Origin of the sequence: Komarekiella delphini-convector SJRDD-AB1, from assembly GCF_014831675.1 — a bacterium.
In the GTDB taxonomy this organism is placed as follows: Bacteria; Cyanobacteriota; Cyanobacteriia; order Cyanobacteriales; family Nostocaceae; genus Komarekiella.
This window is the reverse complement of record NZ_VJXY01000003.1, coordinates 161,792-184,353: the sequence shown is the minus strand read 5'-3', so window position 1 is coordinate 184,353 and position 22,562 is coordinate 161,792. Positions and strand designations below refer to the sequence as shown.

The following is a 22,562-nucleotide window of genomic DNA, read 5'->3' as shown; positions in this document are numbered from 1 at the left end:
TGGAATTGATACATCTAAATCCCGACAAAATTACTGTACTTTACCGTTGTCACCTCACAATCTTCTTACCAAGGCATACGGCATTAGCAAAGGTTGAGTTAATATTTGTACAAATTTGGGTTAAGCTTTTTTGCTAAACAGAAATGTGGGTTAAATAATGCTATTAAAACTAACCTAATACTTTTTGGTTAAGAGGGAAAGGGAAAAAGACACATGTTTGAATTTAACCCTTACCCTTTACCCATTTTACCCATGTTCCCGCAGCGTAGAAACTGCCGTGCAAGGGTTGTACCAATACAAAAGTGTCAACTTTAACGGCGGAGTTCCCGCAGTACAGATCCCAAGATGGCAATCCCTTCGACAATCTTCTCAGTTGGCTGAAAGCTAAAAGCCAGCCTGATGGCATCATCTCCTTGGCCATTGGCATAACAGCGAGTACCTGGTAAGAAGGTGACGCCGTGTTCACTGGCAGCAGTCAGGAGTGTATTGGCACTGATATCTGGTGGTAATTTACACCAAACAAAGAAGCCACCATCGGGGCGCAAGGCAACCACATCACTAGGAAACTCGTGAGCGATCGCCTCTAACATCAGATTACATTTATGCTGGTAACAGGCGATTAGATCCTGGATATGATTATCTAGTTTGCCCGTAGCGCAGTAATGGGCAACCACATGGCTAACAAACGGCCCAACAGGCCCCTCGCTTTTGAACATTGCCAGCCGCTCAATGATTGCCGGATCGCCACAAGCCCAGCCCAGACGTATACCGGGAGCGATAGTTTTTGAGAAGGTACTCACGTATAACACCCACCCCTCATCATTGAGAGTCGCTATGGGAGGTAGAACCTCTCCTCGAAAGCGCAAATCAGTGTAGGCTTCATCTTCCACTACTAGGACGCCATACTCTGCTGCCAGGGCTACCAACTTTTTGCGCCGAAACAGCGGCATAGTAACGCCTGTAGGATTGTGAAAGGTCGGGATGGTGTAAATAAATCGGGGTCGGATGCCCTGTTTTTTCAAATCAATTAAAGTTGCTTCCAGCACATCCACATCCATCCCTAACTCATCGACAGGAATAGTAATTAAGTGTGCGCCAGCGTTGGCAAATTTGTTAACCACCCCCAAAAAGGTTGGCCCTTCAACAATTACCACATCACCAGGCTCGACAAACACATCTGGTAGCAAACCGAGGATTTGACTGGAACCATAGCCGATGATCACGCGATCGCGATCGGCAGCGATCCCCCTAGCTCGCAAGCGGAGGATGATCTGCTCATACAGTTGATCTGAGGGTGGGCCATAGTTGAGGGCAGTCGGGGCCTCTTGTGCCAGCACAGTCGCACTTGCAGCAGCTAAGTCAGTGTGAGGAAAGAGAATTGGGTCAGCTAAACCATAGGCAAAGCTAACGGTGATAATTTTGGTTAACTCTGTACCGTAGGTTGGTGGTGTCAGGTTTCTAGCTCGTTCGGCAAACAAATCAGCAATTCGGTAACTAGGAGTAGAAGTCATAGGAGCGAGTTATGTTCTAGTTTGACGCGGATATCTGCAATTAAGCTGTTGCACTTTTTTCTGTGTACCTCTGCGCTTAAGCAAGCTACGCGCAGCTTCGACCATAGGATGAAGGTCGTCAATATTTAAGAGTTACTTTTATGGGTTAATAATTATGACTTAGGCTTATTCGTTTAAAAAGCTGATTGGTGGCAAAGAACATCAATAGCTATCTTTAACCAGTTAATGTAAGTGTGTTCTCTTTGGATTACCAACTCTAGTACGAGCCTTTGCATAATCTGCTCACGACTTGCAAACTGATCACCGAGCACAGGTAACTCAATATTTTCACATGTGGCTAGCTTTTCACTGCGTGCCTCTAGCTGCTGTTCTAGCAATTTAATAATGGCCTCATTTGGTAACTGTGCTGCAAAAAATAACTGAACAAGCAGAGGTTCTCGTACTGTTGGTAAGGGCTGAGGGCATTGAAGCCATCGGATTAATTCGGCTTTTCCTGCTTCAGTCATACTATAGACTTTACGATTGGGGCGATCGTGTTGAATCTTGACGGTACAAGTAATCCAATCCTGCTCAACTAGTTTATCGAGAGTTCTGTAAATCTGTGCCTGGTCAGCAGTCCACAAGTGAGCAATACATTGATCAAAGCAACTTGTTTTTAGGTCGTAACCTGTCATTTCTTCTTGCTGAAGCAGACCTAGAATTGTGTGTGCTAAAGACATAGGCGGTTTTCCGAAACTAAAGTAGTAGAAATTACATCTGTCATTTCTGATATGGTCTAATGTTAATATATGAGTAATCATATATAGGAACTATATAACAAAGTCATTTTAAGTGCTAAGTTCTGAGAAAGCCTTTTTAGACCGTTGACAGTCAACAGTCAACATGAAATCCCATCTCCTTTTAGGGGTGAGATGAGCTTAAATTTTTGCTTGATGAAAAAAGCTTATTTGGCGAAGATAAGAAATATGTGGGAGATGTTGCTGTTGACACAAGACGGTGAGAAAGCGATGGTTGCAAATCCATCAAATGCAAAATCACCATTAGATGTGCTGCTCATCGCTGGCTTACCACTCAACGAACCAATTATTCGCTACGGTCTATTTGTGATGAATACCGAAGCCGAAATTATTCCAGCCTTTGCAGGCTATCGTAACGGGAGGATAAGTTCCATTGACTTCTAACATACTTTTACAACGAATACATCAACATCAACATCTACGTGATTTGCGAAACAAATTCCTCCGCCTTCACAAGGTGTTGCTTGAGACAGAACGCATTGCCTACGAACAAGTTCAGGGACGAGTATCGAGTAGAGAACTTCTGCAACTGGTGATCAATCACGAACAATTTGCTTGGCTACATCGCATTTCTGAGCTTGTTGTACAAATTGATGAGATGCTCGAAGCAGATGAACCAGTATCAGCGGAAAATGTCGAAAATTTGATTGCCGATGCCCGCCAGCTGATTGTACCGTCAGAGGTTGGCAATGTGTTTGCAAGAAAATACTATGCGGCTCTCCAGCGTGAACCCGATGTTATCTTGGCACACGCAGATGTATCAGGATTTCTTGCATCCAAGTAAATTAGGCAAAATCAAGAAAGCGCACCGTGAGACATCTTACGGTGCATTTTTAACAGTCAACAGTCAACAGTAAACAGTAATAGTCAACAGTCAAGATAATTGGGTTTAAGGGGAACCACTATATCAGCGATCGCAAACAAGCTGAAAACTAATAACCCAAAGCCAGCGCCAGGAGCTATCTGGCGGGTTTAAATCCCCCACCATCCCCTTGATAACTGTTTACTGTTTACTGTTTACTGATTTAATAATCTACCCCTCGCTTAAGTTCTACGCCTTGATTGGCGTAGTGCTTGTGGCAATAGACCTCAGAGTGAATGCTAGCTAAGTCGAAGTATGCGGGTTGATTTTGGCAGCGACCGGTGATGATGATTTCGGTGTCGCGGGGTTTGCGGAGCAAAGCTTGAACAATGGGTTCAACGGGGAGTAGTTCCAAGTCAACGGTGGGATTGAGTTCATCGAGGATGATAGTTTTGTATAATCCAGAGGCGATCGCAACTTTGGCGATTTCCCAACCGCGTTCGGCTTCTACATAGTCTAATTCTTGCCGCGAATTGCGCCAGACGATCGCATCTCCACCGCAGCGCTGATGATCCACCACTTCAGGATAAGATTGCTGCAAAGCGGCGATCGCGGCATCTTCTGTATAACCACTACCACCTTTGAGCCACTGCATAATCAATACACGGGTAGATCCTGGATGATTAATCCCCCTACCAATTGCCTGTAAAGCTTTACCCAAAGCACTGGTAGACTTGCCTTTACCAGCACCAGTATAAATTTCAATCCCCTCAAGTAAGAGGGCTTTTGCTGTTGGGTGGTGTTGGGGTTTCATTTCTGAGTGGAGATCTGCAATATCGAGCAACTGTTGCGGCGCGGCGCGTCCAGTGGCGATAATTTCTAATTCTTGGGGTTTGGATTTTAATGTCCGCACCACCTCATCTACTGGAAGCAAACCCAAATCCAGCACCGGGTTAATTTCATCTAAGACTACAACTGAATATAAACCGCTGGCGATCGCACCTTTAGCAACATCCCAACCCCGCGCCGCTTCAGATCGGTCAAAAGAGGTAATTTCTTCTGGGCCAAAAAATTCGGCACGACCTGTGCGAACCTGATCAATTAAATGGGGAAAACCGCGCTGTAAAGCTGCGATCGCGCCATCTTCGTCGTAATCACGTTCTGGCCCTTTCAAAAACCGAAGTAATAAAACGCGATTGGAATAGCTAGGTGTATTTATCCCCAAGCCGATCGAGCGTAAAACCACCCCTAAAGCTGCTTGGGATTTACCTTTCCCTACACCATCGTAGACGTGAATTTGACCAGTGAGCCGTTCAGGACGCACTTGCGCCGTGCGAATACCGATGCCGTTCCTTGTCATCTCTCGAAAAGCTGTAACGTGGAAGTCTTTCATCTTACCTAACGTTATGCACTCTCAGGTAGGGATAAGTTCATCCCACTCCTAAAAGGGGATGGGATAACACGAAAGACTGTTGACGGTTGATGGTTGACGGTTGACAGTTGACGGTTAACTGTTAACTGTCAACTGTCAACGACCTAAAAAGGATTATTATTGGTCATTTATACTACAAAATACAAATAACAGTCTTGACGCAAAATGTGCAATTTGTACGCACATCAGCTGATCACAGTTATACTCTCTAAAGTTAACCATTCCCTTTGACCCTTTATGCTGGAAAACTTGACACTTCCTACAATTTTTCCTATTGGTGCAATTCTGTTTGACTTTTTATTTATACTGATGGCTATTCCCATCGAAGCTTATGTTTTTAACAATCGGCTAAAATTTGATAAAAAGACTAGTACTTTTTATGCCATTTCTGTAAATTTATTTTCGAGCGTACTTGGTTGGTTTATATTTTTTGTATCTGAGCCAATATTACCAATACAGTTTAAATCTGAACTAATTAATTATGTCTTTTTTAATAACTTTAAATCAGCTAGTGCCCAAACTTTACTAATACTAACTGCTTTTATAATTTTCTTTGCTACTTTTTTAATGAAGTTTTTCTTGTTAAGATTTTTACTCCTATCATTAACTGAAACACCTTGGAAAAGAGAAGAGGAAACTCAAACATCTCCACGAAGGAAATGGCGTCGTTTAAGCAGTGCTAAATTGCAAAGTACAAATTTGGCTACCACTACATTAATAGCCAATTCACTGAGCTATAGTGCTATTACTATTGTTTTATTTATTAGTTCAAGGCAGTAGAATTTTCATTGTTTTGGTTAGAGGATAAACAGTGATTACTTAATTAGTATAGAGAGGTAAATTATGAACGTATTGTTTAAAGATGCATTTGGAGTATTTAAATTTATTGAAGGGCTTTACGCAGGAGTTAAAAAGGTATTAGTTCCACCTAAAGCTTATTCCTGGCAAACATTTATTTACTTGAGTGTTTTTTCTTGGGTGCTATCATATTTTGCTACGGGTTATATAAGAGATATAATTGCATTTTGTGGTTGGTTATTTTTAATTTCTGGTACAGCTTGGTATACCACTGAAGACCCGTTAAGGGTTCCTGGTACTTTTATGCCAGTCGGAGCAGTAATTACCGGATTCTTAGTTAGTGTTTTTGCCTTTGGAGATCAAGAGGATGTAATTACACCAAGAACAATTGTTCTTTGGCCAACAATTTCAGCACTAATTACAGCAATTCCAGAATTTATTGAAGGAACTGATACTGACGCTAAAGCTCAGATTCCTAAACCGGAAGACCGCCAAAGAATCCTAATTTTAGTTGCCAGTTGTATGTTGCTCAGTTGTTGGATTCAATTTTACTTTGTGATGGATAATTGGTTACGAGAATATCCCAGTTTGCAGGCAGATAATTTTAAGCGTAGTAACTTTGTTGTGAGAACACAAGGCCCAGAAAAAATCCCACAAAACGGTGTTGTAATTCTAGAAAAACTTCAACCACTAATAGAAGAACAAATAGCTGAAAGACCTTGGTCAGAAGTCGAGAGATGGTTGTTAGATGCAAAGCTACAGGTAGGCAATGCAGGTAAACAAGTAATTGCAAATAACTTAGCAGAATATGAAGAGAAAAATCTGTGGCGTGTTGAACCGCGTGTAGCCAATATTAAGTCTGGGTATATATTAGATTTACTAAGTATTTGGACAGGCCCTAGTTCTAATCCACGCGGCTATTACCTCAAAAAATCTTGTCGAGTCGAACCAGTTGCAGCAACCAATGGAACTGGGGATAATATCACAGTTGCAGAAATTGAATGCGATCGCGTCAATAAATTTATTGCAGGGCCACCGCCTCCACAGCAGTGAGAAGCAGGGAGCAGGGGGCAGGGGGAAAAATAACTTTTGACTCTTGTACAGACGCGATTAATCGCGTCTCTTGACTAATGACAAATGACAAATGACTATGAACTTAAGCAGAATTTTTGTACTAGCAAAGAATGTGTTTCAGGAAGTGGTACGCGATCGCATCCTATATATTATCGGTTTTTATGCAGTAATAATTGCGATCGCTTTCCGCGTACTCCCTGAATTTGCGGCAACGACTGAAGATAAAATGTTTTTAGACTTCGGAATGGCGGCGATAAGTGCAATTTGTTTAATTGTTGTGATATTTATAGGTACGGGGTTGGTTAACAAAGAAATTGAAAAACGCACTGTTTTGATGTTAATTGCAAAACCTATCAGTCGTAGTGAAATTATTATTGGCAAATATTTAGGCTTATCCGCAGTGCTAGCCGTACTAATCGCTGCGATGACAACAATTTATCTGGGATTTTTGCAATTTGGTAATATTGATAAACCGACGGTGAGTATTCTGATTGCTGCAATTTTCCTATTTTTACAGTTGTCTTTAATCGGTGCTGTAGCTATTGCCTTGGGTGTTTTTACTGACTCACTATTAGCAACTGCTTTAACATTCGCCGTTTATTTAATAGGGAATATTACCCAAGATTTAGTACAATTAGGTCGTCTTAGTCGCAATCCAGGTATGGAACGCCTCACACAAGGTTTGTATCTCATTTTGCCTGATTTATCACGATTAGACTTGAAAAATGACGCCGTTTATGGTTTGCAAGCACTACCCGATACAATTGCATTGATTACTAGCGCTGGCTATGGCTTATTGTACAGTGTCATGCTCTTGGCGATCGCTATTTTCGTCTTTTCACAACGTGAGTTTTAATTATTTGTCATTTGTCATCGTCATAATTATTCTCTCCTCCGCCCCTCCGCCCCTCCGCCCCGCGTTGGGGGTTCCTGCCGTAGACCTCCGCCCCTCTGCTCCCCAATCCCCAATCCCCAGCCCCCACTTTCAATAAACCAATATCTGAGGTTGCTCAATTGTGCCATCAGGCATGATGGTATCCCGAAACTTTGCATAAATCAGGTTGGTTTCCCAAAGGTTGGCTTCACTTAAGTTTGCTTTGGTTAAGTTTGCCCATGTGAGGTCTGCACCATTTAAATTAGCTTCGGTTAAATTAGCTTCTAGTAATATTGCTCCACATAACTTTGCTCCTGCGAGATTTGCTCTGACTAAATTAGCTTCAATCAGGGATGCTTCAATTAATATGGCTTTGCTCAAGTCTGCTTCACTCAAATCCGCACCACACAAAGAAGTACCCCAAAGTTTACTACCTGTAAATTTCACTCGCCATAAGAAAGTTCCACACAAATTTGCTTGTGTTAAGTCAGCATTTATCAAATTAGCTTCACACAAAGAAGCTTCATTCAAATTAGCTTCACGCAAATTAGCTTCCATTAAATTTGCATTACTTAAATTTGCACGAGTTAGAACACAGCCACATAGGTCTGCACCATGCAAATCTGCTCCTATAAAGTTAACACCACTTAAATCAACTGCTCTCAGGTCGATTCCACTCAAGTCACATCCACTTAAATCCCGTTGATCAAAACATTTATTTGTAATTTGACTTAATATAAATTCCTGCTGGTCAGCATAATTTCTCATGGCATTCACCTCAGGGTGTAATTTATTTTAAAGACTGTTTTTGCAAGCTACCGTATATTGAGAGTACACCCCAAAGTAAACGAACTAAGCAAATAATCGCTAATAAATTCCAGAAAAATCACTAAAAACTTGAAAATACGCCCTTACAGTGATTATTCAAACAAAAAATGCTGACATAGGTCACGAAATATTGATAAAAGGGATGAAAGATTAGAAATTGGGAATGAGCTAATATTTATCCAGTAAATTGTTCCCAGTACTTAGTTCTCAATCCTTAGTCCCCAGTTCCCTTTATAGTAGTATTTTTTTACTAAGTATTTGTAAAATCATTTACTTAGCAAGAGTAACAATAATCTTAAATAGTTTTAAATTATCAACGTTTTTATTAAACCCCTATCTCTAGGAGGATTTATTTGCTTCCCAAATTGAATTACAAGAAAACGGGGTTTTTTTTATGCAAAAATATACAGTATTCCTGTGAAAAACCTGCTAGCTAACTACTTTCTAAGTGAGTCAGCTTAAATTTATTGGACAATTATTGGACAAAAAACTTCCGTCTAGTTCTTTGAAGCTAACAAGATGCAAGATCAGGAAAAGTTAGATTATCAGCTGACTGATGAGCAGCTAAAGAATCCGTCACATAGCAACAGACAACTGTATTACTCGGCGATCGCTACTGCCGAACAAGGGATGCTGTTTCAGCTTGCTGATGGTAGCATACAAGCATGTAATACCAGCGCCGAGCGTATTTTGGGAATCACGTCCGAGCAGATACAGGGATGGACTTTCCTCAATTCCTCTTGGCAAGCTATTCATGAAGACGGATCGCCTTTGAGTGCGGAAACTCACCCAGCTATAGTTGCTTGGAATACAGGCAAGCCCTGTTTAAACTTTGTTATGGGTTTGTATAAACCAAAAGGTGAGTTAATTTGGCTGTTGATGAACTCGCAGCCCTTATTCATGGCTGATGAAACCGCACCCTACGCGATTGTTTCAACCTTTAGTGATATCACGCGCGAGAAACGGATAGACGAAACAGACAGATTAATGCAGATGGTAGCGATAGATATAGATATCACTGAGTGCAATAGGTTAGAAGCAGCATTACAGGAGAGTGAGGAACGATTTCGTCAAATAGCAGATGCGTATTCTACCCTGATTTGGATGTCTGGCGTTGATCAACTCTGTTACTACTTCAATAAGCCTTGGCTGGAATTTACAGGGCGGACGATGGAGCAAGAAATTGGTCATGGTTGGACACAAGGAGTGCATCCTGATGATTTACAATGCTGTTTAGAAACTTATGCCAATGCGTTTGATGTCCGTGAAGATTTTAGAATGGAGTATCGGCTCAAACGCTTTGATGGGCAATATCGTTGGGTTTTAGATATAGGAGCACCACGCTTCACTTTAGAGAATGATTTTCTTGGTTATATTGGCTTATGTATTGATATTACCGATCGCAAACAAGCAGAAGTAGAACAGGAAAAAATGCTAGTGCGATCGCAGCAATACGCCAGCCAATTACATGGGTTGACTGAGGCAGCATTAAAGATTAATTCCACACTCTCTATCGAAGAAGTCATCCGCTTAATTACGGAGCAGGCGCGTGCTATTATCGGCGCACATCAATCAGTTACCAGTATGACGATTGAGAGTAGTTGGGCACAATCGATCAGTTCGATTTCACTCTCAAATAAATACGCTGCATGGCGAGATTATCGTGAAAAGCCTGATGGTACAGGGATTTATGCCTGCGTCTGCCATACGAATCGTCCTATGCGGATGACTCAAGCCGAACTGGAACTTCATCCTAGGTGGCTGGGGTTTGGCAAAGAAGCCGAAAAACATCCCCCGATGCGTGGGTGGTTAGCTGCACCGCTAATTGGACGTGATGGTCGTAATATTGGATTAATTCAGTTATCTGATAAATACGAGGGTGAGTTTACCGAAGAAGACGAAGCCATTATTGTACAGTTAGCCCAAATGGCATCGATCGCAATTGAAAACACCCGGTTGTATGCAGCCGAACAGCAGGCGCGGACTCAAGCTGAAGAGGCGAACGGCATCAAAGATGAGTTTCTAGCTGTACTTTCTCATGAGTTGCGATCGCCACTGAACCCGATTTTGGGTTGGTCTAAGCTACTCCAAAGTCGTAGATTTGACGCCGCAAAGACAGCAGCCGCCTTAGCAACAATTGAGCGAAATGCCAAGTTACAGGCGCAACTGATTGAAGACTTACTGGATGTCTCGCGCATTCTCCAGGGCAAACTGACGTTAAATGTTGGCAAGGTAAACCTAGTATCAACTGTTTCGGCTGCACTGGAGACAGTACGTTTAGCGGCGGAAGCAAAATCCATCAATATGAAATTGTTGCTCGTTCCTGAAGATGATCAGATTCATCCTACATTCTTAGTAATGGGTGATTCTAATCGTTTGCAACAAGTTATCTGGAATTTACTTTCCAACGCCGTCAAGTTTACCTCCCCAGGCGGGCGAGTAGAAGTTAGGCTAGAGCATGTTGACTCTTGTGCTCAAATCCAAGTCATTGATACTGGTAAGGGGATTGACCCTAACTTTTTACCTTATGTATTTGATTATTTTCGCCAAGCAGATAGCGCTACTACCAGAAAATTTGGTGGACTGGGACTAGGGCTTGCGATTGTCCAACAGATAGTAGAATTACACGGTGGTACAGTCTTAGCAGCAAGTGCTGGCGAAGGACAGGGAGCAATATTTACAGTTAATTTACCACTCTGGCATACAAACGCAATCGCCAGCGAAAGCCAACAAGAGGACGAAGTAAACTCCAACTTGGGCAATCTTCAGGGATTTAGAATACTGGTTGTTGATGATGACACCGACTCGCGGGACTTTATCAGCTTCGTCCTGTCAGAGGAAGGGGCAGAAGTGATCGCGGTGTCATCGGCGATAAAGGCATTGCAAGCGTTAGCACAGTCCAAGCCAGATATTCTATTGAGCGATATTGGGATGCCCGACATGGACGGCTATATGCTGATTCGCCAACTTAGAACCTGGCTACCAGAACAGGGGGGACAGATACCAGCGATCGCTCTCACTGCCTATGCTGGAGAGTATAATCAACAACAGGCAATTTCCGCAGGTTTTCAGATGCACGTTACGAAACCAGCAGAACCTTCTGAGTTAGTTACAGCTGTTGTTAGACTTGCTGATAAAAAAGTTTAGATATTGTCTTTTCGTCCTAATCTAGGGTGAATTTCTAGAAGTAACAGAGCGTTGCAAATTAGCTAGAGCGCGGTTGTAATTTAAAATAGCTGCGACTCGATTACCTTCTGCTCTTGTCAGGTCGTTTTCAGCAGCAATCACCTCTGTTTGAGTGCCTACACCAGCTTGAAACCTCAGTCTAGCTAGATTCAGAGATTCTCTAGCTTGATTTAAAGCTAGAGAAGAAGTCTGCACATTATCCCGATTGGCTTGCAACTGAGAATAGAACTGTTCTACATCAAAGCGAATTTGGTCACGCTGATTAGCAAATTGATTTTCAGCGATCGCAATATTAGCTCTCGATTGAGCCGCACGCGCTCTTGCTGCTCCTCCATCGAACAAATTTTGATTTGCTTGAACTCCCACTGAGTAGCCATCAGTAACGCCGACACCATCGTCAAAACGATCTAGCAGGCTATAACTACTAGCCAAACTAATTTGCGGCCCCAGAGATGAAAGTGCTTGTCGTCGCTGTTGCTCGCTAATATTACGTTGTGCCAAAAACTGTTGTAGTTCTGGACGGTTTTGAAAAGCTTGGATGATAGTTTGTTCTACTGTTGGTTGCCAAAGACCCGCTAATTGTACGGGGTCTGCTGCACTGATATTCACTGACTGCGCCAAACTTAACCGAGTTGCTAATCGACGACGGGCAATTTCCTGCTGGGAGAGAGAATTAGTTAGAGTTTGTTGGGCATTTGCTAAATTTACTTGAGCTTGCAGCACATCAAATCGCGTACCCACTCCAGCTTGCTCTCTAGCTTGAGTATCCCGTAAACTAGCCTGGGCATTTTCCACAGCAGATCGATTAATTCGTACTTGTTCATCTGCTTGTTGCAAATCATAATATTCAGTTGTGACATTCAGCCGAATTTCCAAAGACCTGTTCTCAACATCTAACTCATCTAACCGTAGCTGTTCTTCAGCTGCTCGGATTCTAGCTTGCCGACTACCAGAGGTATAGAGGTCATAATTCAGTTGTGCTGAACCATTAAAAGATGTACTGGATGAAGATGTACTACCAGCAGGTGGACTTGTAATCAGATTATTACCACTGTTGGTAATACCGCTATTAACACCAAGAGTAGGAAACAAAGCAGCTTGAGACTCGCGTAGCGCCGAGCGACTGCGTTCTAATTCTAACAGGGCTACTTGTAGCTCTCGATTGTTGCGTCGTGCTAGTTCCAAAGCTTGCGCTAAGCTAATTGGCACAGTGGCCTGAATCGTTACTTCTTTTGACTTAGTGGGAAACTGTAGAAGATTAGGATTGGGATTGAGGGAATTGGGAACTTGTACAGAACCACTACCCGTGACGCTTGGGGATTTCTGAGTTTGTGGGGGAGTTGTTGCATCTGCACTTCTAGCTAAAGTTGGGATGAGAAAAGCGATCGCCACGGTAATCCAGGTAGAATGCACAAAGAATAAAATAAAATTCATATCTTTTGATGCGGTAATTAATTTTATTTCTCTACAACTTTGAGGATGCGATCAAAAATTACCCCTCTGATTTTAATTTACAGAATCAGTTGACAATCATACCATCTTGTACTCGAATAATTCTTTTAGTTTGGGCTGCGATGTCTGGTTCATGAGTAACAATCACAATCGTGATGCCTTGCTGATTAAGTTCCGTCAGTAAACTCATCACCTCGTGGGAAGTCTCAGTGTCTAAAGCTCCCGTTGGTTCATCTGCCAAGACTAATGCAGGGCGGTTGACCAAAGCGCGAGCAATAGCTACCCGTTGTTGTTGTCCGCCAGAGAGTTGACTAGGACGGTTAGAAATCCGTTCCCCTAAACCTACTCGTTCCAAAGCTTCCAATGCCCTTTCACGGCGTTTTGGCTTTGGTAAATTGGCGTAAACCATTGGTAACATAACATTTTCCAGCGCTGTTGCCCGTGCCAATAAATTAAATTGTTGGAAAACAAAACCTATTCTTTGGTTACGAATATACGCTAATTCATCATCATCAAAAGTAGTTAGGTTTCTGCCTTCAAAAATATAGTGTCCAGTAGTGGGACGATCTAGACATCCCACAATATTCATCAACGTAGATTTACCTGAACCTGACGCACCCATAATAGACACATATTCCCCTTCCTCAATGGAGAGTTGAATTCCCTTGAGTATTGGAACGGTGACTTCTCCTAAGTAATAAGTTTTGGTAATAGATTCCAGCCAAATCATTGTTGTCATAATTGAGTGCTGATTGAGACTATGTATTTATGTCACGCAGAGCCGCGGAGGCACAGAGAAAAAGAGTTTGAGAAACTGAATTTTTGAATTTTATACTTTGATTCAGCAACGCAAATTTCTTGTTACTCTCTGCGTCTCTGTCTTGAAAAGTTCAGAACGCTATGCGGGTCTTACTGCCCAACCGTTCTAAAAGAACGGTTGCCTTGTATCCTCTGGACACAAGGGAGAGGCGCAAGGCTTTGCGCCTCTCAGCAGTGAACAGACCATCGCCGGAAGTCGGCGCTCCGACTTTTCGCTGCGCCTCTGCGTGAACTTTAAAATTTTTATTTTTAGATATTCATGTTAGAGGTTTATTACTCAGTACTGCTAAGCTTAATCGCTGCGTAAAGCGGTAATGGGGTCTAATTTGGCGGCGTTCCGTGCTGGAATTACCCCAGCAATTAAGCCAACAGTCAACGAGAGTCCAAATCCGACAATGACTGACCACAAAGAAATAACAAACGGAAATTTGAAAATAGTTGCAGCAGCAAAAGCAATTAAAATGCCACTTCCCATACCAATTCCTCCTCCAGCAATTGAAATTACGATCGCTTCAGCTAAAAATTGGTTGAGAATTGCTGAATTGGTAGCTCCTACTGCTTTGCGAATGCCGATTTCCCGCGTCCGTTCCACAACGGAAACCAGCATGATATTGGCAATCCCAATACCGCCGACGACTAGAGAGATACCAGCGATCGCTACTACCATGACTGTAAATAAACCCACAACATTAGTAAAAGTGCTAACAATATCTGCTTGGTTAGTCAGGCGAAAATCATCAGCTTGTGGTGGATAAATGTTGTGACGCAGGCGTAAGAGATTGGTGACTTGAAACTGAGCAGCTTCTAACTGTTCTTGATTGGCACTTTTGACTAAAATACCAGTTACAGAAACGCCCACCAGAGCATTATTACCAACCAGTCTCTTCGACATACTAGTTAGAGGAATAAAGATTTGATCATCCCGATCCATCGGGCCCTGAGAACCTTTAGGTTCCATCACCCCAATCACTTCGTAAGCTTCTCCCTGAATCCGAATTTTCTCGCCGATGACATTACCACCCTGTCCAAAAAGTGTGCTTTGGACTGTAGGGCCAAGAATGGCAAACTGTGCGGCAGTATCTAGTTCTTCTTGAGTAAAAAATCTTCCCTGTTGAGGGTGAGTATTTCTCACTTCTGGGTAATTCAAATCTGTGCCATAAATGATTGTTGATGTGTTTTGTCCTGCATAAACAACTTGGGCGCTGCGTTGGAGATAAGCAGAAACCAGCTGAGCAGATGGCGCTTGTGTGGCGATCGCTTTCGCATCCTCCCAAGTTAAGGTACTGCTAGAACCTATCCCTTGGCGGACATTTCCACTTCTGGCCGCACCAGCCAAAATTTGCAACACATCTGTCCCCAAAGCTTGTATTTGTTGCTCAACTCCCTTTTGCACACCCTGACCGACAGAGGTAATGGCAATGACTGAGGAAATCCCAATAATCACACCCAGCATAGTTAATCCTGTGCGTAATTTGTTACTCCACAAAGTCTCTGCTGCCATTGTCAATATTTCCAGCAACGGCACTGTGCGGGTATTTTTAACTTTGTAAAAGCCCTTAAACATATTTGTTGTATTAAAAAAATAACTTTAACTAATCGCGGCGTTAGCAAAGTACAAGCGTCGCAGAGTATTGAGAGAAGATAGGAGTCATTTGTCATTTGTCATTAATTATTCTCTCCTCTGCCCCCCTGCTCCCCCTGCTCCCCCTGCTCCCCCTTACGGAGAACCACCACGTTGAGAACGACCACCACCTGATGAACGGCCACCTCCTCCTAAACCAGGAAAAACCCCTCCTCGTGGTGTTGATTGTGGTCGTGACCCTGGTGGAAAGCTGAGCAACACTCTTTCGTTTCCTTGCAATCCAGATTTAACTTCAGTAAAGTTATTCGCGGTAACACCAGTTTCAATGCGAGTGAATACAGGTCTGTTATTCTGTCCTGCCACAAATACACCTGTGGCATTTTCTTGGCGCACCACTGAGGCTGTTGGCACTACTAGGACATTTTCCGATTGACCGACTTGAAAATCTGCTGCTACATTCATTCCAGACCGCAATATCCTTTGTGGATCTGAAAGTGATACTCTAATTTCAAAACTGGTAACGTTTTGCTCTACTACAGATTGGGCAGCAATTTGGCTGACTTTACCTTCAAAGATTTTTCCTGGATAGGCATCCGCTTTAATCTTGACTTTTTGACCAAGGCTGATTTTAGAAATATTTGTTTCGGCTAAGTTGGCTACAACTTCATTTGTCGAAGCTAGAGACAAGATTGAAGAAGAAGTGGCAGAAGATACGTCACTACTAGCAGTCGTGGGAGTCACGAAAGCGCCTGGATCAGCATACTTCTTTGTCACCACACCCTCAAAGGGTGCGCGAATAATTGTGTCATTGATTTGGGATTGGATATTTTGCAGTGAGCCGCGGGCAGAAGTTACTTGAGCACGTGCGGCATCAATATCTTCTTGGCGCGTTCCGGCTTTTAGGAGTGCCAAAGCTTGCTGTCTCTGGTTTACCACAGCTCGTGCTTGCCCAATATCTTCTGGACGTGACCCGGCTTTTTGCAAAGCCAGTGCTTGCTGTGCTTCATTTACCTGGGCTTGAGCACTATCACGATCTGCACGGGTTTGATTGAGAGTCTGAAGGGAAATTCCTCCGGCATTATAAAGTTGCTGATTGCGACGGAAATCATCTTCGGTTTTACGAAGGGTAGCTTGAGCGCTTTGTAAGCGAGCCTGGGCTTGGGCAATATCTTGAGAACGATTACCTGCTTGTACCTTTTGCAGATTTGCCTGGGCTTCGTCCAGTTGTGCCTGTGATTGGGCAATATCTTGAGGGCGATTGCCTGCTTGTGCTTTTTGCAAATTCGCCTGGGCTTGTGCCAATTGACCTTGAGCAGAGGTGAGTTGTCCTCGCAGATTGGAATCATCCATGTAAGCGACAATCTGTCCTTGTTTGACGGTATCTCCTTCCTTAACTAAAAGTGTTTTCAGGATGCCTGAATTTTTCGGGCTGAGGTTAATTGACCGCTCAGGCTTCACTGTTCCGTTTGCTGAAACCGTGATTGTTAAGCTCTGCCTTTCTACAGGCTGTGTCAGTACCCGGCGTCTGGCTTCTTGGCGGGGAAGCACAGCTATCTGGTAATAAACTGCATAGCCAATTCCACCCAAAAGGCAAAGAGCGATTAGCCAAGACAACCAACGATTCTTTTTGCCTTTTTTCACTTGTGGAATCAAAGGCGATGAATCTACAGCAGGTGATGTATCAATTTTCATATCCATATTTTTAGTCTAGAAGGAACGGCTACCAAGTTTGTTCATAACAGCTAGAACTATAAACTGGCAGCCTTATACTTGTTATTTTTTTCAGTTTTTAATGTCTTAAAGGTTTATTTGAACTACCACCCCATTAGGAAGTCTAAAGTGACCATCACGCACTCTAACTAATCTCCTTGCAGGAACAATTTCCTGAGTAGGAAGAAGAATATCCCCATTAGGAAGTCTGTAGTAACCTTGATTACGCAGTCTGACTATCCTTCTTGCAGGAACAATTTGCCCATTGGGATATCTGATGTCACCATTGCGAAGCCTAACTATTCTTGAACTGGGTTCATTGTTGCGGTTCCAATCACGTCTGTTTATAGGAGTTCGATTCCTATAGTTGCGTCTGCCGTCGCGATCCCAATTTTGCTCGCGTTCACCAACAACGTAGACTTTTGTCTGAGCATTTGCAGGCATAGACAAGATAGTTGGAACAATGATTAAGGCAGCAGCTAAGACTAAGGATGCACGGTTTCGTTTCAACATAGAATTGACTCCTTATTTGCACTAAAGTTTTATTATGCTGAAGTTTTGATTAAGTAATCTTCCTATTTAATAGACTCCTCGTATAAATTCATACAATATAATTATCTATTAAAAAGTCAAAACCTATGTATGACCAAAGTCACTAGTACTTACCAACTTGTATATGACCAAAGTCACCAATTTTCCTCAAGCGATATTCACAGAATAATCTACGTTGTGTTTTGCAATCTTTGATTAACTTGATGATGATTAGTTAATGCGATCGCTCTACTCAGTTTTATAAGCAAAAAAATCAAAATTTAGCTAAAGCATATTGCCAAAATAATTCAGACAAATCTATCTAAAAATAGGTTTTAGAAGTATTAATCGGGTATCCCAACAAAGATGCTATGCATAGCTTGCTTCCCCATAAAAGTACAAAACACATAACTCCTGTAGAGACGCGATTAATCGCGTCTCTACTCAGCACGGGCTAAACCATAGCTATCCGCGCTTCAGCACTCAGCAAGCCAGTCTCAAAATAGTGGGCTTTTCCTCCAGAAGTTATAAAATTTTGATGCCGTCAACAGCGGAGATCGTTTAAGCTAACTGAAAGATTCTTTGATTTGTGGCTAAGAGGCGGTAGTGTGCCCAAACATGTTAGTTTGATTTCTCTTCTGGTTGTCTGTAGTTTGTGGAGTATGCCAAGAGCAGCTCACGCACAGGCACTCATCCCTCATACACTGCAACTTGATGCAGCGAAGTTGGAGAAGCAGGGGTTGAGTCTAGCCCAGGAGGCGGCTCAACTGGCTCAGTTTCAACAGGTTGAGTTAGCTATGCCGCGAGCACGGCTGGCCACTCAATTGGCTCCTAAGAATGATAAAGTATGGTTGCTGTTAGGTGGATTGCAATTGCAAACCAAAGAGTTTGATAGTGCGATCGCAACTCTGAAAAAGGCACAATCTCTCAACCCCAAAAATCCTGACATTCTGTTTGCTTTAGGTTCAGTTAGTTTTCAACAGAAAAATTACCAGGCGGCGGTTGATAATTACCAAGCGGGTTTGAAGTTAAAACCCAACGATCCAGAAGGGTTATTTGATTTAGGTAATGCTTACTATTTGTTGGGTCGATTGCCTGATGCGATCACTCAGTATAATAAAGCCGTCTCACAAGATAAAAAATTCTGGCCGGCAATTAACAACATTGGTTTAATCAATTACGAGCAAGGCGATACCCAAGCAGCGATTAAGCAATGGCAATCTGCTGTTACGCTTGATAAGCAAGCCGCAGAACCTTTATTGGCATTGGCAGTGGCACTGTATACTAAAGGCGATGCCTCCGGCGAGCTACGCTTACGCCAACAAGGACTAACTTTAGGAGAAGCTGCACTGCGTATAGATCAGCGCTATGCTAATTTAGATTTTCTTAAAGAAAATCTCTGGGGTCAACGTCTACTTTCTGATACGAAAAAATTTCTAGAATTACCCCGTATTCAAGCAGCCTTACAGCAACGGGAAAACTCATCAACCCCAAGGCTTCAGCCTACTCAATAGGAGAGATACAAGTCAGGAGTTATGAGTTAAACATTTCAACTCATAACTCAGTCAGAAGTTTGAGCGGCTTCCACCGCCCAAATCTTCGGTACTCACAACTTTTCTATTAATACTTGCCTAATACCACCTTTTCATAGTACATATATACTGATAAAGAGAGGAAATAGTCACCTAAAAGATTTACAGGGGGATTATTCCTGAAATAAGTCGTTAATTCTCAGTGGTCGTCTTTGGGTAGAAGTGCGGTGATTTGGTCAACAAACTGTTGATGGTCAACAACTGGCTTAGAAATGTAGCCATCAGCACCGCTTTGTTTGAGGAAGTTCTCGCGATCGCCTTCCATAGCGTGCGCCGTAACCAAAATAACAGGTAAATTTGCTGTTTTTGGATCGGATTTCAACATTTGTGTAATCTTGATCCCATCTACAGACTTACCCTGGTAAACACTTCTGGACAGAGAAACATCCATCAAAATTAGGTCGGCTTCTCCTGATTGGGCAATTTTTATTACTTCTTCAACATTTTCTGTGTGTTTCACATCCAAGCCACCACGCTTGGACAAAATCTTGGAAAAAACGCGAGCATTAATTAGATCGTCTTCGACAATCAAAACGGTTTTCATGAGAATTTTATTTATATAGGTGAGGGGGATTCAAGAATTTCCGAAGTTCTAAGCAGAGGCTTCTATACTCAGACTTATCTGAAAATCACCGAACTTCTGTTAGCCCTACAGCCCTTTGGGCATCCTACGGCAGGGGTTGGCAAAGCTATTACCGTCCGTCGGCGCATCCTACAGGTTCGCGTAGCGTTCCGCAGGACAAGCTACAGAGTTCTCGGAAACTGCTGCTCCGATTTATTTCAAAATCAAACAACACAATCATGGAAATTATCCTAGTTACTGACTATGTGCAATCTTTAAGCAAGAGCAGATTACCACTTGATCAAAACACTTATTTGCCTCCTTTTTAATAGTGAATTTGCATCCCCGTCATCAAGGATAATACTACTGCTTTTTATCATTTGACTATCAAGATTGTTTTAGGAATCTCATTTCATCCGTTATGCTGTGTTTGCTACAGTGTTCAGTTGCAGCGGTTTTTGTGTAGTTAAAATTCAGGGAAAAAACTCATGGCAAAACAGTTAAACCTTCTCCCTACGGGACAGGTCATTACAACAGCCCTGCATACCGAGATGCAACGGTCTTACTTAGAATATGCCATGAGTGTGATTGTTGGGCGGGCGTTACCAGACGTACGTGATGGCTTAAAGCCAGTTCACCGCCGCATTTTGTATGCGATGCACGAACTTGGTTTGACACCAGATAGACCATATCGGAAATGTGCCCGTGTAGTGGGAGATGTGCTTGGTAAGTATCACCCCCACGGCGACCAAGCAGTTTATGATGCCTTAGTCAGGCTAGTGCAGGAATTTTCTAGCCGCTATCCTTTGCTGGCAGGACATGGTAACTTTGGCAGTGTCGATAATGACCCACCAGCGGCGATGCGCTATACAGAGACGCGCCTTTCACCCATTAGCCATGAGGGAATGCTGGCGGAAATTGGGGAAGAAACTGTAGAATTTATTGGCAACTTCGATAATTCCCAACAAGAACCGACAGTTTTACCTGCTCAGTTGCCATACCTTTTGCTCAATGGTTGCACTGGTATTGCTGTAGGGATGGCAACGAATATCCCACCGCACAACTTGGGGGAAATAGTCGATGGCTTAATTGCCTTAATTGACCAGCCGGATTTGTCAGATGAAAAGTTGTTCGAGCTAATTCCAGGGCCAGATTTTCCCACTGGCGGAGAAATTATCAGTGAGGTGGGAATTCGTGAGGCATATACCACAGGGAAAGGTGGAATTGTGTTGCGGGGAGTCGCCAACTTGGAGGAAATTCCAGCCACTAGGGGAAGCAAGCGGCGGACAGCAATTATCATTACAGAATTGCCTTATCAAGTAAATAAAGCAGGCTGGATTGAGAAAGTCGCGGACTTGGTAAATCAAGGACGCTTGCAAGGAATTTCTGATCTCCGGGATGAAAGCGATCGCGAAGGTATGCGGGTAGTAATTGAACTCAAACGCGATGTCAATCCTCAAGAAGTTCTCCAGCATTTGTATCACCAGACCGCTTTGCAAATAAATTTTGGGGCGATTCTCTTAGCTTTGGTGAATGGACAACCACGCCAGTTAAGCTTGCGGCAAATGTTGCAGGAGTTTTTGATTTTCCGAGAGCAGACGCTTAACCGCCGCTACAGTTACGAGTTAGGTAAAGCAGAAAGTCGGTTGCATGTAGTGGAAGGTTTGCTGAAAGCGCTGTCTCACCTGGATCAGGTAATTGAAATTTTACGGCAAGCTGCCGACGGCAGTACGGCAAAAATTAACCTTTGTAGCCGACTAGATTTGAGTGAGGTACAAGGAGATGCAATTCTGGCTATGCCATTGCGCCGCCTCACAAGTTTAGAACAGCAAAACTTGCAACAAGAATTTGAGCAACTCAGCGAGCAAATTGAGTTGTTGCGCCGATTACTAAACGATCGCCGAGAATTACTCAAAGTACTGAAAAAAGACTTGCGATCGCTCAAGCGCAAATACAGCGATTCCCGGCGTACGAAAATATTAGAGGAGAACAGGAGCAGAGGGGCAGAGGAGCAAAGCAGAGGAGCAGAAGGGCAAAAAACTACTAAAGGAGCCGAAGCGGAGCCGGAACTCCAATTTGCAGAGCCTCCAGAAGAGGCAGTTTTAGAGTTTACCCAACGAGGGTATGTACGCCGCACTCCACCGTCAGCTAAAAAGCCGAAAGCAGAAAACGGTCTGCACGATAATGACTTTATTATCCAAAGCGAGTTGACCCAGACAGACAAAGAGTTGTTAATACTAACCAGTGGTGGCAAAGTCTATCCTGTCAAAGTGGGAGAAATTCCCCTAACAACTGGACGTTCTCCCAGAGGAAGACCATTGATCACCATGCTTAGTACTACTGCTCAAGGTGCTCAAGAAGCAGTGATCAACCGCTTTTTGCTGCCGGAAAATCTTGAAACTAAACAGATGATTTTCCTAACAAAACAGGGACGAATTAAGCGCCTATCTCTTGGGGAATTTACTAACTTGACTCGTCGCGGCATTACAATTTTGAAGCTCAAAGAAGATGATGAATTGTTATTTGCCCAATTCACTAATACAAAGGAAAATTTAATTTTAGCCAGTTCCGGTGGACGCTTGTTGAAGTTCGCGGTGAATGATGAACAGTTGCCCATTATGGGTCGGACTGCAATGGGTTTACAAGCATTACGGCTACGGAAAAATGAGCAAATGGTTGGCTGTGTAACCGTGGGTGGGGAAGATCAATTATTACTGGTTACTCAAGAAGGATACGCCAAGCGCATCCCTGCGAGTCAGCTAAAACGGGCTAATCGTGGTGATTTAGGCACACAAGGGCTAAAATTTACCAGCAAAACTGATAACTTAGCTGGTATGGTAATGGCGATCGCTTCCGGTGAGGTAGCACTACTAACGAATAAAGAGCGAGTAGTGCGGATACCCGTGGAAACAGTGCCGATCTTAGGTAGAGATGTTAAGGGTGAAAGCATCCTCCAACTCAACCGCGATGAAAAAGTGATTACTGTTGTCGAAGTGCGCTCATAACAAGAGT

Annotated in this window: 18 protein-coding genes; 8 read left to right on the top strand and 10 right to left on the bottom strand. The window is 43.0% G+C overall.

The features are described from left to right. Positions 1–311: 311 nt before the first annotated feature. Together FNW02_RS04735 and FNW02_RS04730 are read right to left on the bottom strand one after the other, a co-directional pair. A complete protein-coding gene (locus tag FNW02_RS04735) occupies positions 312–1,511 on the bottom strand; it encodes an aminotransferase-like domain-containing protein (RefSeq protein ID WP_191756414.1) in 1,200 nt (399 codons plus the stop codon). A gap of 173 nt (positions 1,512–1,684) precedes the next feature. After that, complete coding sequence (locus FNW02_RS04730) at positions 1,685–2,230, bottom strand: PadR family transcriptional regulator (protein WP_191756413.1); 546 nt, start codon at positions 2,228–2,230, stop codon at positions 1,685–1,687. Between the two features lie 228 nt (positions 2,231–2,458). On the opposite strand from FNW02_RS04730, the gene FNW02_RS04725 reads away from it, so the two are divergent. Both FNW02_RS04725 and FNW02_RS04720 read left to right on the top strand, forming a co-directional pair. Beyond that, a complete protein-coding gene (locus tag FNW02_RS04725; protein ID WP_225225420.1) occupies positions 2,459–2,692 on the top strand; it encodes a pirin-like C-terminal cupin domain-containing protein in 234 nt (77 codons plus the stop codon). Next, positions 2,682–3,092, top strand: coding sequence for a hypothetical protein (locus FNW02_RS04720; RefSeq protein WP_225225419.1), 411 nt, complete (start codon positions 2,682–2,684; stop codon positions 3,090–3,092). Before FNW02_RS04725 ends, FNW02_RS04720 begins: the two co-directional genes overlap by 11 nt. A 241-nt stretch (positions 3,093–3,333) precedes the next feature. Here the strand turns inward: FNW02_RS04720 and FNW02_RS04715 are convergent, their stop codons facing one another. Further along, positions 3,334–4,470, bottom strand: coding sequence for a cob(I)yrinic acid a,c-diamide adenosyltransferase (locus FNW02_RS04715; protein ID WP_191756498.1), 1,137 nt, complete (start codon positions 4,468–4,470; stop codon positions 3,334–3,336). A 309-nt stretch (positions 4,471–4,779) separates the two neighbouring features. Here FNW02_RS04715 and fraC point away from each other — a divergent pair, with 309 nt between their 5' ends. From fraC to FNW02_RS04700, 3 genes are all read left to right on the top strand, one after another. Next, entirely contained in the window at positions 4,780–5,322 is a 543-nt protein-coding gene (gene fraC, locus FNW02_RS04710) for a filament integrity protein FraC (RefSeq protein WP_191756412.1), read from the top strand. Positions 5,323–5,385: 63 nt separating this feature from the next. Then, positions 5,386–6,393 (top strand): septal junction protein FraD, encoded by a 1,008-nt coding sequence (gene fraD, locus FNW02_RS04705; RefSeq protein WP_191756411.1) that lies wholly within the window; start codon positions 5,386–5,388, stop codon positions 6,391–6,393. A 97-nt stretch (positions 6,394–6,490) separates the two neighbouring features. Next, the gene (locus FNW02_RS04700) at positions 6,491–7,270 is read left to right on the top strand and encodes an ABC transporter permease (protein WP_191756497.1); all 780 of its coding nucleotides are present in this window, start codon (positions 6,491–6,493) and stop codon (positions 7,268–7,270) included. 129 nt (positions 7,271–7,399) lie between these two features. Here FNW02_RS04700 and FNW02_RS04695 read toward each other — a convergent pair whose 3' ends face one another. Continuing rightward, the gene (locus FNW02_RS04695; protein WP_191756410.1) at positions 7,400–8,056 is read right to left on the bottom strand and encodes a pentapeptide repeat-containing protein; all 657 of its coding nucleotides are present in this window, start codon (positions 8,054–8,056) and stop codon (positions 7,400–7,402) included. 579 nt (positions 8,057–8,635) lie between these two features. Between FNW02_RS04695 and FNW02_RS04690 the strand changes: the two genes are divergently transcribed. Further along, positions 8,636–11,263: a hybrid sensor histidine kinase/response regulator gene (locus tag FNW02_RS04690; protein ID WP_225225418.1), complete on the top strand. Its 2,628-nt coding sequence runs from the start codon at positions 8,636–8,638 to the stop codon at positions 11,261–11,263. A 21-nt stretch (positions 11,264–11,284) separates the two neighbouring features. Here the strand turns inward: FNW02_RS04690 and FNW02_RS04685 are convergent, their stop codons facing one another. The 5 genes from FNW02_RS04685 to FNW02_RS04665 form a co-directional block, all read right to left on the bottom strand. Beyond that, complete coding sequence (locus tag FNW02_RS04685) at positions 11,285–12,736, bottom strand: TolC family protein (RefSeq protein WP_191756409.1); 1,452 nt, start codon at positions 12,734–12,736, stop codon at positions 11,285–11,287. 85 nt (positions 12,737–12,821) lie between these two features. Next, complete coding sequence (locus tag FNW02_RS04680) at positions 12,822–13,493, bottom strand: ABC transporter ATP-binding protein (protein WP_162395350.1); 672 nt, start codon at positions 13,491–13,493, stop codon at positions 12,822–12,824. A 372-nt stretch (positions 13,494–13,865) separates the two neighbouring features. Further along, complete coding sequence (locus tag FNW02_RS04675) at positions 13,866–15,137, bottom strand: ABC transporter permease (RefSeq protein ID WP_191756408.1); 1,272 nt, start codon at positions 15,135–15,137, stop codon at positions 13,866–13,868. A gap of 153 nt (positions 15,138–15,290) precedes the next feature. Next, positions 15,291–16,847, bottom strand: a complete 1,557-nt coding sequence (locus FNW02_RS04670; RefSeq protein WP_191756494.1) for an efflux RND transporter periplasmic adaptor subunit — start codon at positions 16,845–16,847, stop codon at positions 15,291–15,293. 105 nt (positions 16,848–16,952) lie between these two features. Beyond that, entirely contained in the window at positions 16,953–17,378 is a 426-nt protein-coding gene (locus FNW02_RS04665) for a hypothetical protein (RefSeq protein WP_191756407.1), read from the bottom strand. Positions 17,379–18,004: 626 nt separating this feature from the next. Between FNW02_RS04665 and FNW02_RS04660 the strand changes: the two genes are divergently transcribed. Continuing rightward, the gene (locus FNW02_RS04660) at positions 18,005–18,910 is read left to right on the top strand and encodes a tetratricopeptide repeat protein (protein ID WP_191756406.1); all 906 of its coding nucleotides are present in this window, start codon (positions 18,005–18,007) and stop codon (positions 18,908–18,910) included. 217 nt (positions 18,911–19,127) lie between these two features. Here the strand turns inward: FNW02_RS04660 and FNW02_RS04655 are convergent, their stop codons facing one another. After that, positions 19,128–19,532, bottom strand: a complete 405-nt coding sequence (locus FNW02_RS04655; RefSeq protein WP_191756405.1) for a response regulator — start codon at positions 19,530–19,532, stop codon at positions 19,128–19,130. Positions 19,533–20,038: 506 nt separating this feature from the next. Between FNW02_RS04655 and gyrA the strand changes: the two genes are divergently transcribed. Next, positions 20,039–22,555 carry a DNA gyrase subunit A gene (gene gyrA / locus FNW02_RS04650; protein ID WP_191756404.1) on the top strand — a complete coding sequence of 839 codons (2,517 nt, stop codon included), beginning with the start codon at positions 20,039–20,041 and terminating at the stop codon, positions 22,553–22,555. Positions 22,556–22,562: the final 7 nt, after the last annotated feature.

What these genes read in the sequence shown, in the direction of transcription:
- FNW02_RS04735 (WP_191756414.1), bottom strand. Translation starts at nt 1,511, where the DNA reads ATGACTTCTACTCCTAGTTACCGAATTGCTGATTTGTTTGCCGAACGA.
- FNW02_RS04730 (WP_191756413.1), bottom strand. Translation starts at nt 2,230, where the DNA reads ATGTCTTTAGCACACACAATTCTAGGTCTGCTTCAGCAAGAAGAAATG.
- FNW02_RS04715 (WP_191756498.1), bottom strand. Translation starts at nt 4,470, where the DNA reads ATGACAAGGAACGGCATCGGTATTCGCACGGCGCAAGTGCGTCCTGAA.
- fraC (WP_191756412.1), top strand. Translation starts at nt 4,780, where the DNA reads ATGCTGGAAAACTTGACACTTCCTACAATTTTTCCTATTGGTGCAATT.
- fraD (WP_191756411.1), top strand. Translation starts at nt 5,386, where the DNA reads ATGAACGTATTGTTTAAAGATGCATTTGGAGTATTTAAATTTATTGAA.
- FNW02_RS04700 (WP_191756497.1), top strand. Translation starts at nt 6,491, where the DNA reads ATGAACTTAAGCAGAATTTTTGTACTAGCAAAGAATGTGTTTCAGGAA.
- FNW02_RS04695 (WP_191756410.1), bottom strand. Translation starts at nt 8,056, where the DNA reads ATGAGAAATTATGCTGACCAGCAGGAATTTATATTAAGTCAAATTACA.
- FNW02_RS04690 (WP_225225418.1), top strand. Translation starts at nt 8,636, where the DNA reads ATGCAAGATCAGGAAAAGTTAGATTATCAGCTGACTGATGAGCAGCTA.
- FNW02_RS04685 (WP_191756409.1), bottom strand. Translation starts at nt 12,736, where the DNA reads ATGAATTTTATTTTATTCTTTGTGCATTCTACCTGGATTACCGTGGCG.
- FNW02_RS04680 (WP_162395350.1), bottom strand. Translation starts at nt 13,493, where the DNA reads ATGACAACAATGATTTGGCTGGAATCTATTACCAAAACTTATTACTTA.
- FNW02_RS04675 (WP_191756408.1), bottom strand. Translation starts at nt 15,137, where the DNA reads ATGTTTAAGGGCTTTTACAAAGTTAAAAATACCCGCACAGTGCCGTTG.
- FNW02_RS04670 (WP_191756494.1), bottom strand. Translation starts at nt 16,847, where the DNA reads ATGAAAATTGATACATCACCTGCTGTAGATTCATCGCCTTTGATTCCA.
- FNW02_RS04665 (WP_191756407.1), bottom strand. Translation starts at nt 17,378, where the DNA reads ATGTTGAAACGAAACCGTGCATCCTTAGTCTTAGCTGCTGCCTTAATC.
- FNW02_RS04655 (WP_191756405.1), bottom strand. Translation starts at nt 19,532, where the DNA reads ATGAAAACCGTTTTGATTGTCGAAGACGATCTAATTAATGCTCGCGTT.
- gyrA (WP_191756404.1), top strand. Translation starts at nt 20,039, where the DNA reads ATGGCAAAACAGTTAAACCTTCTCCCTACGGGACAGGTCATTACAACA.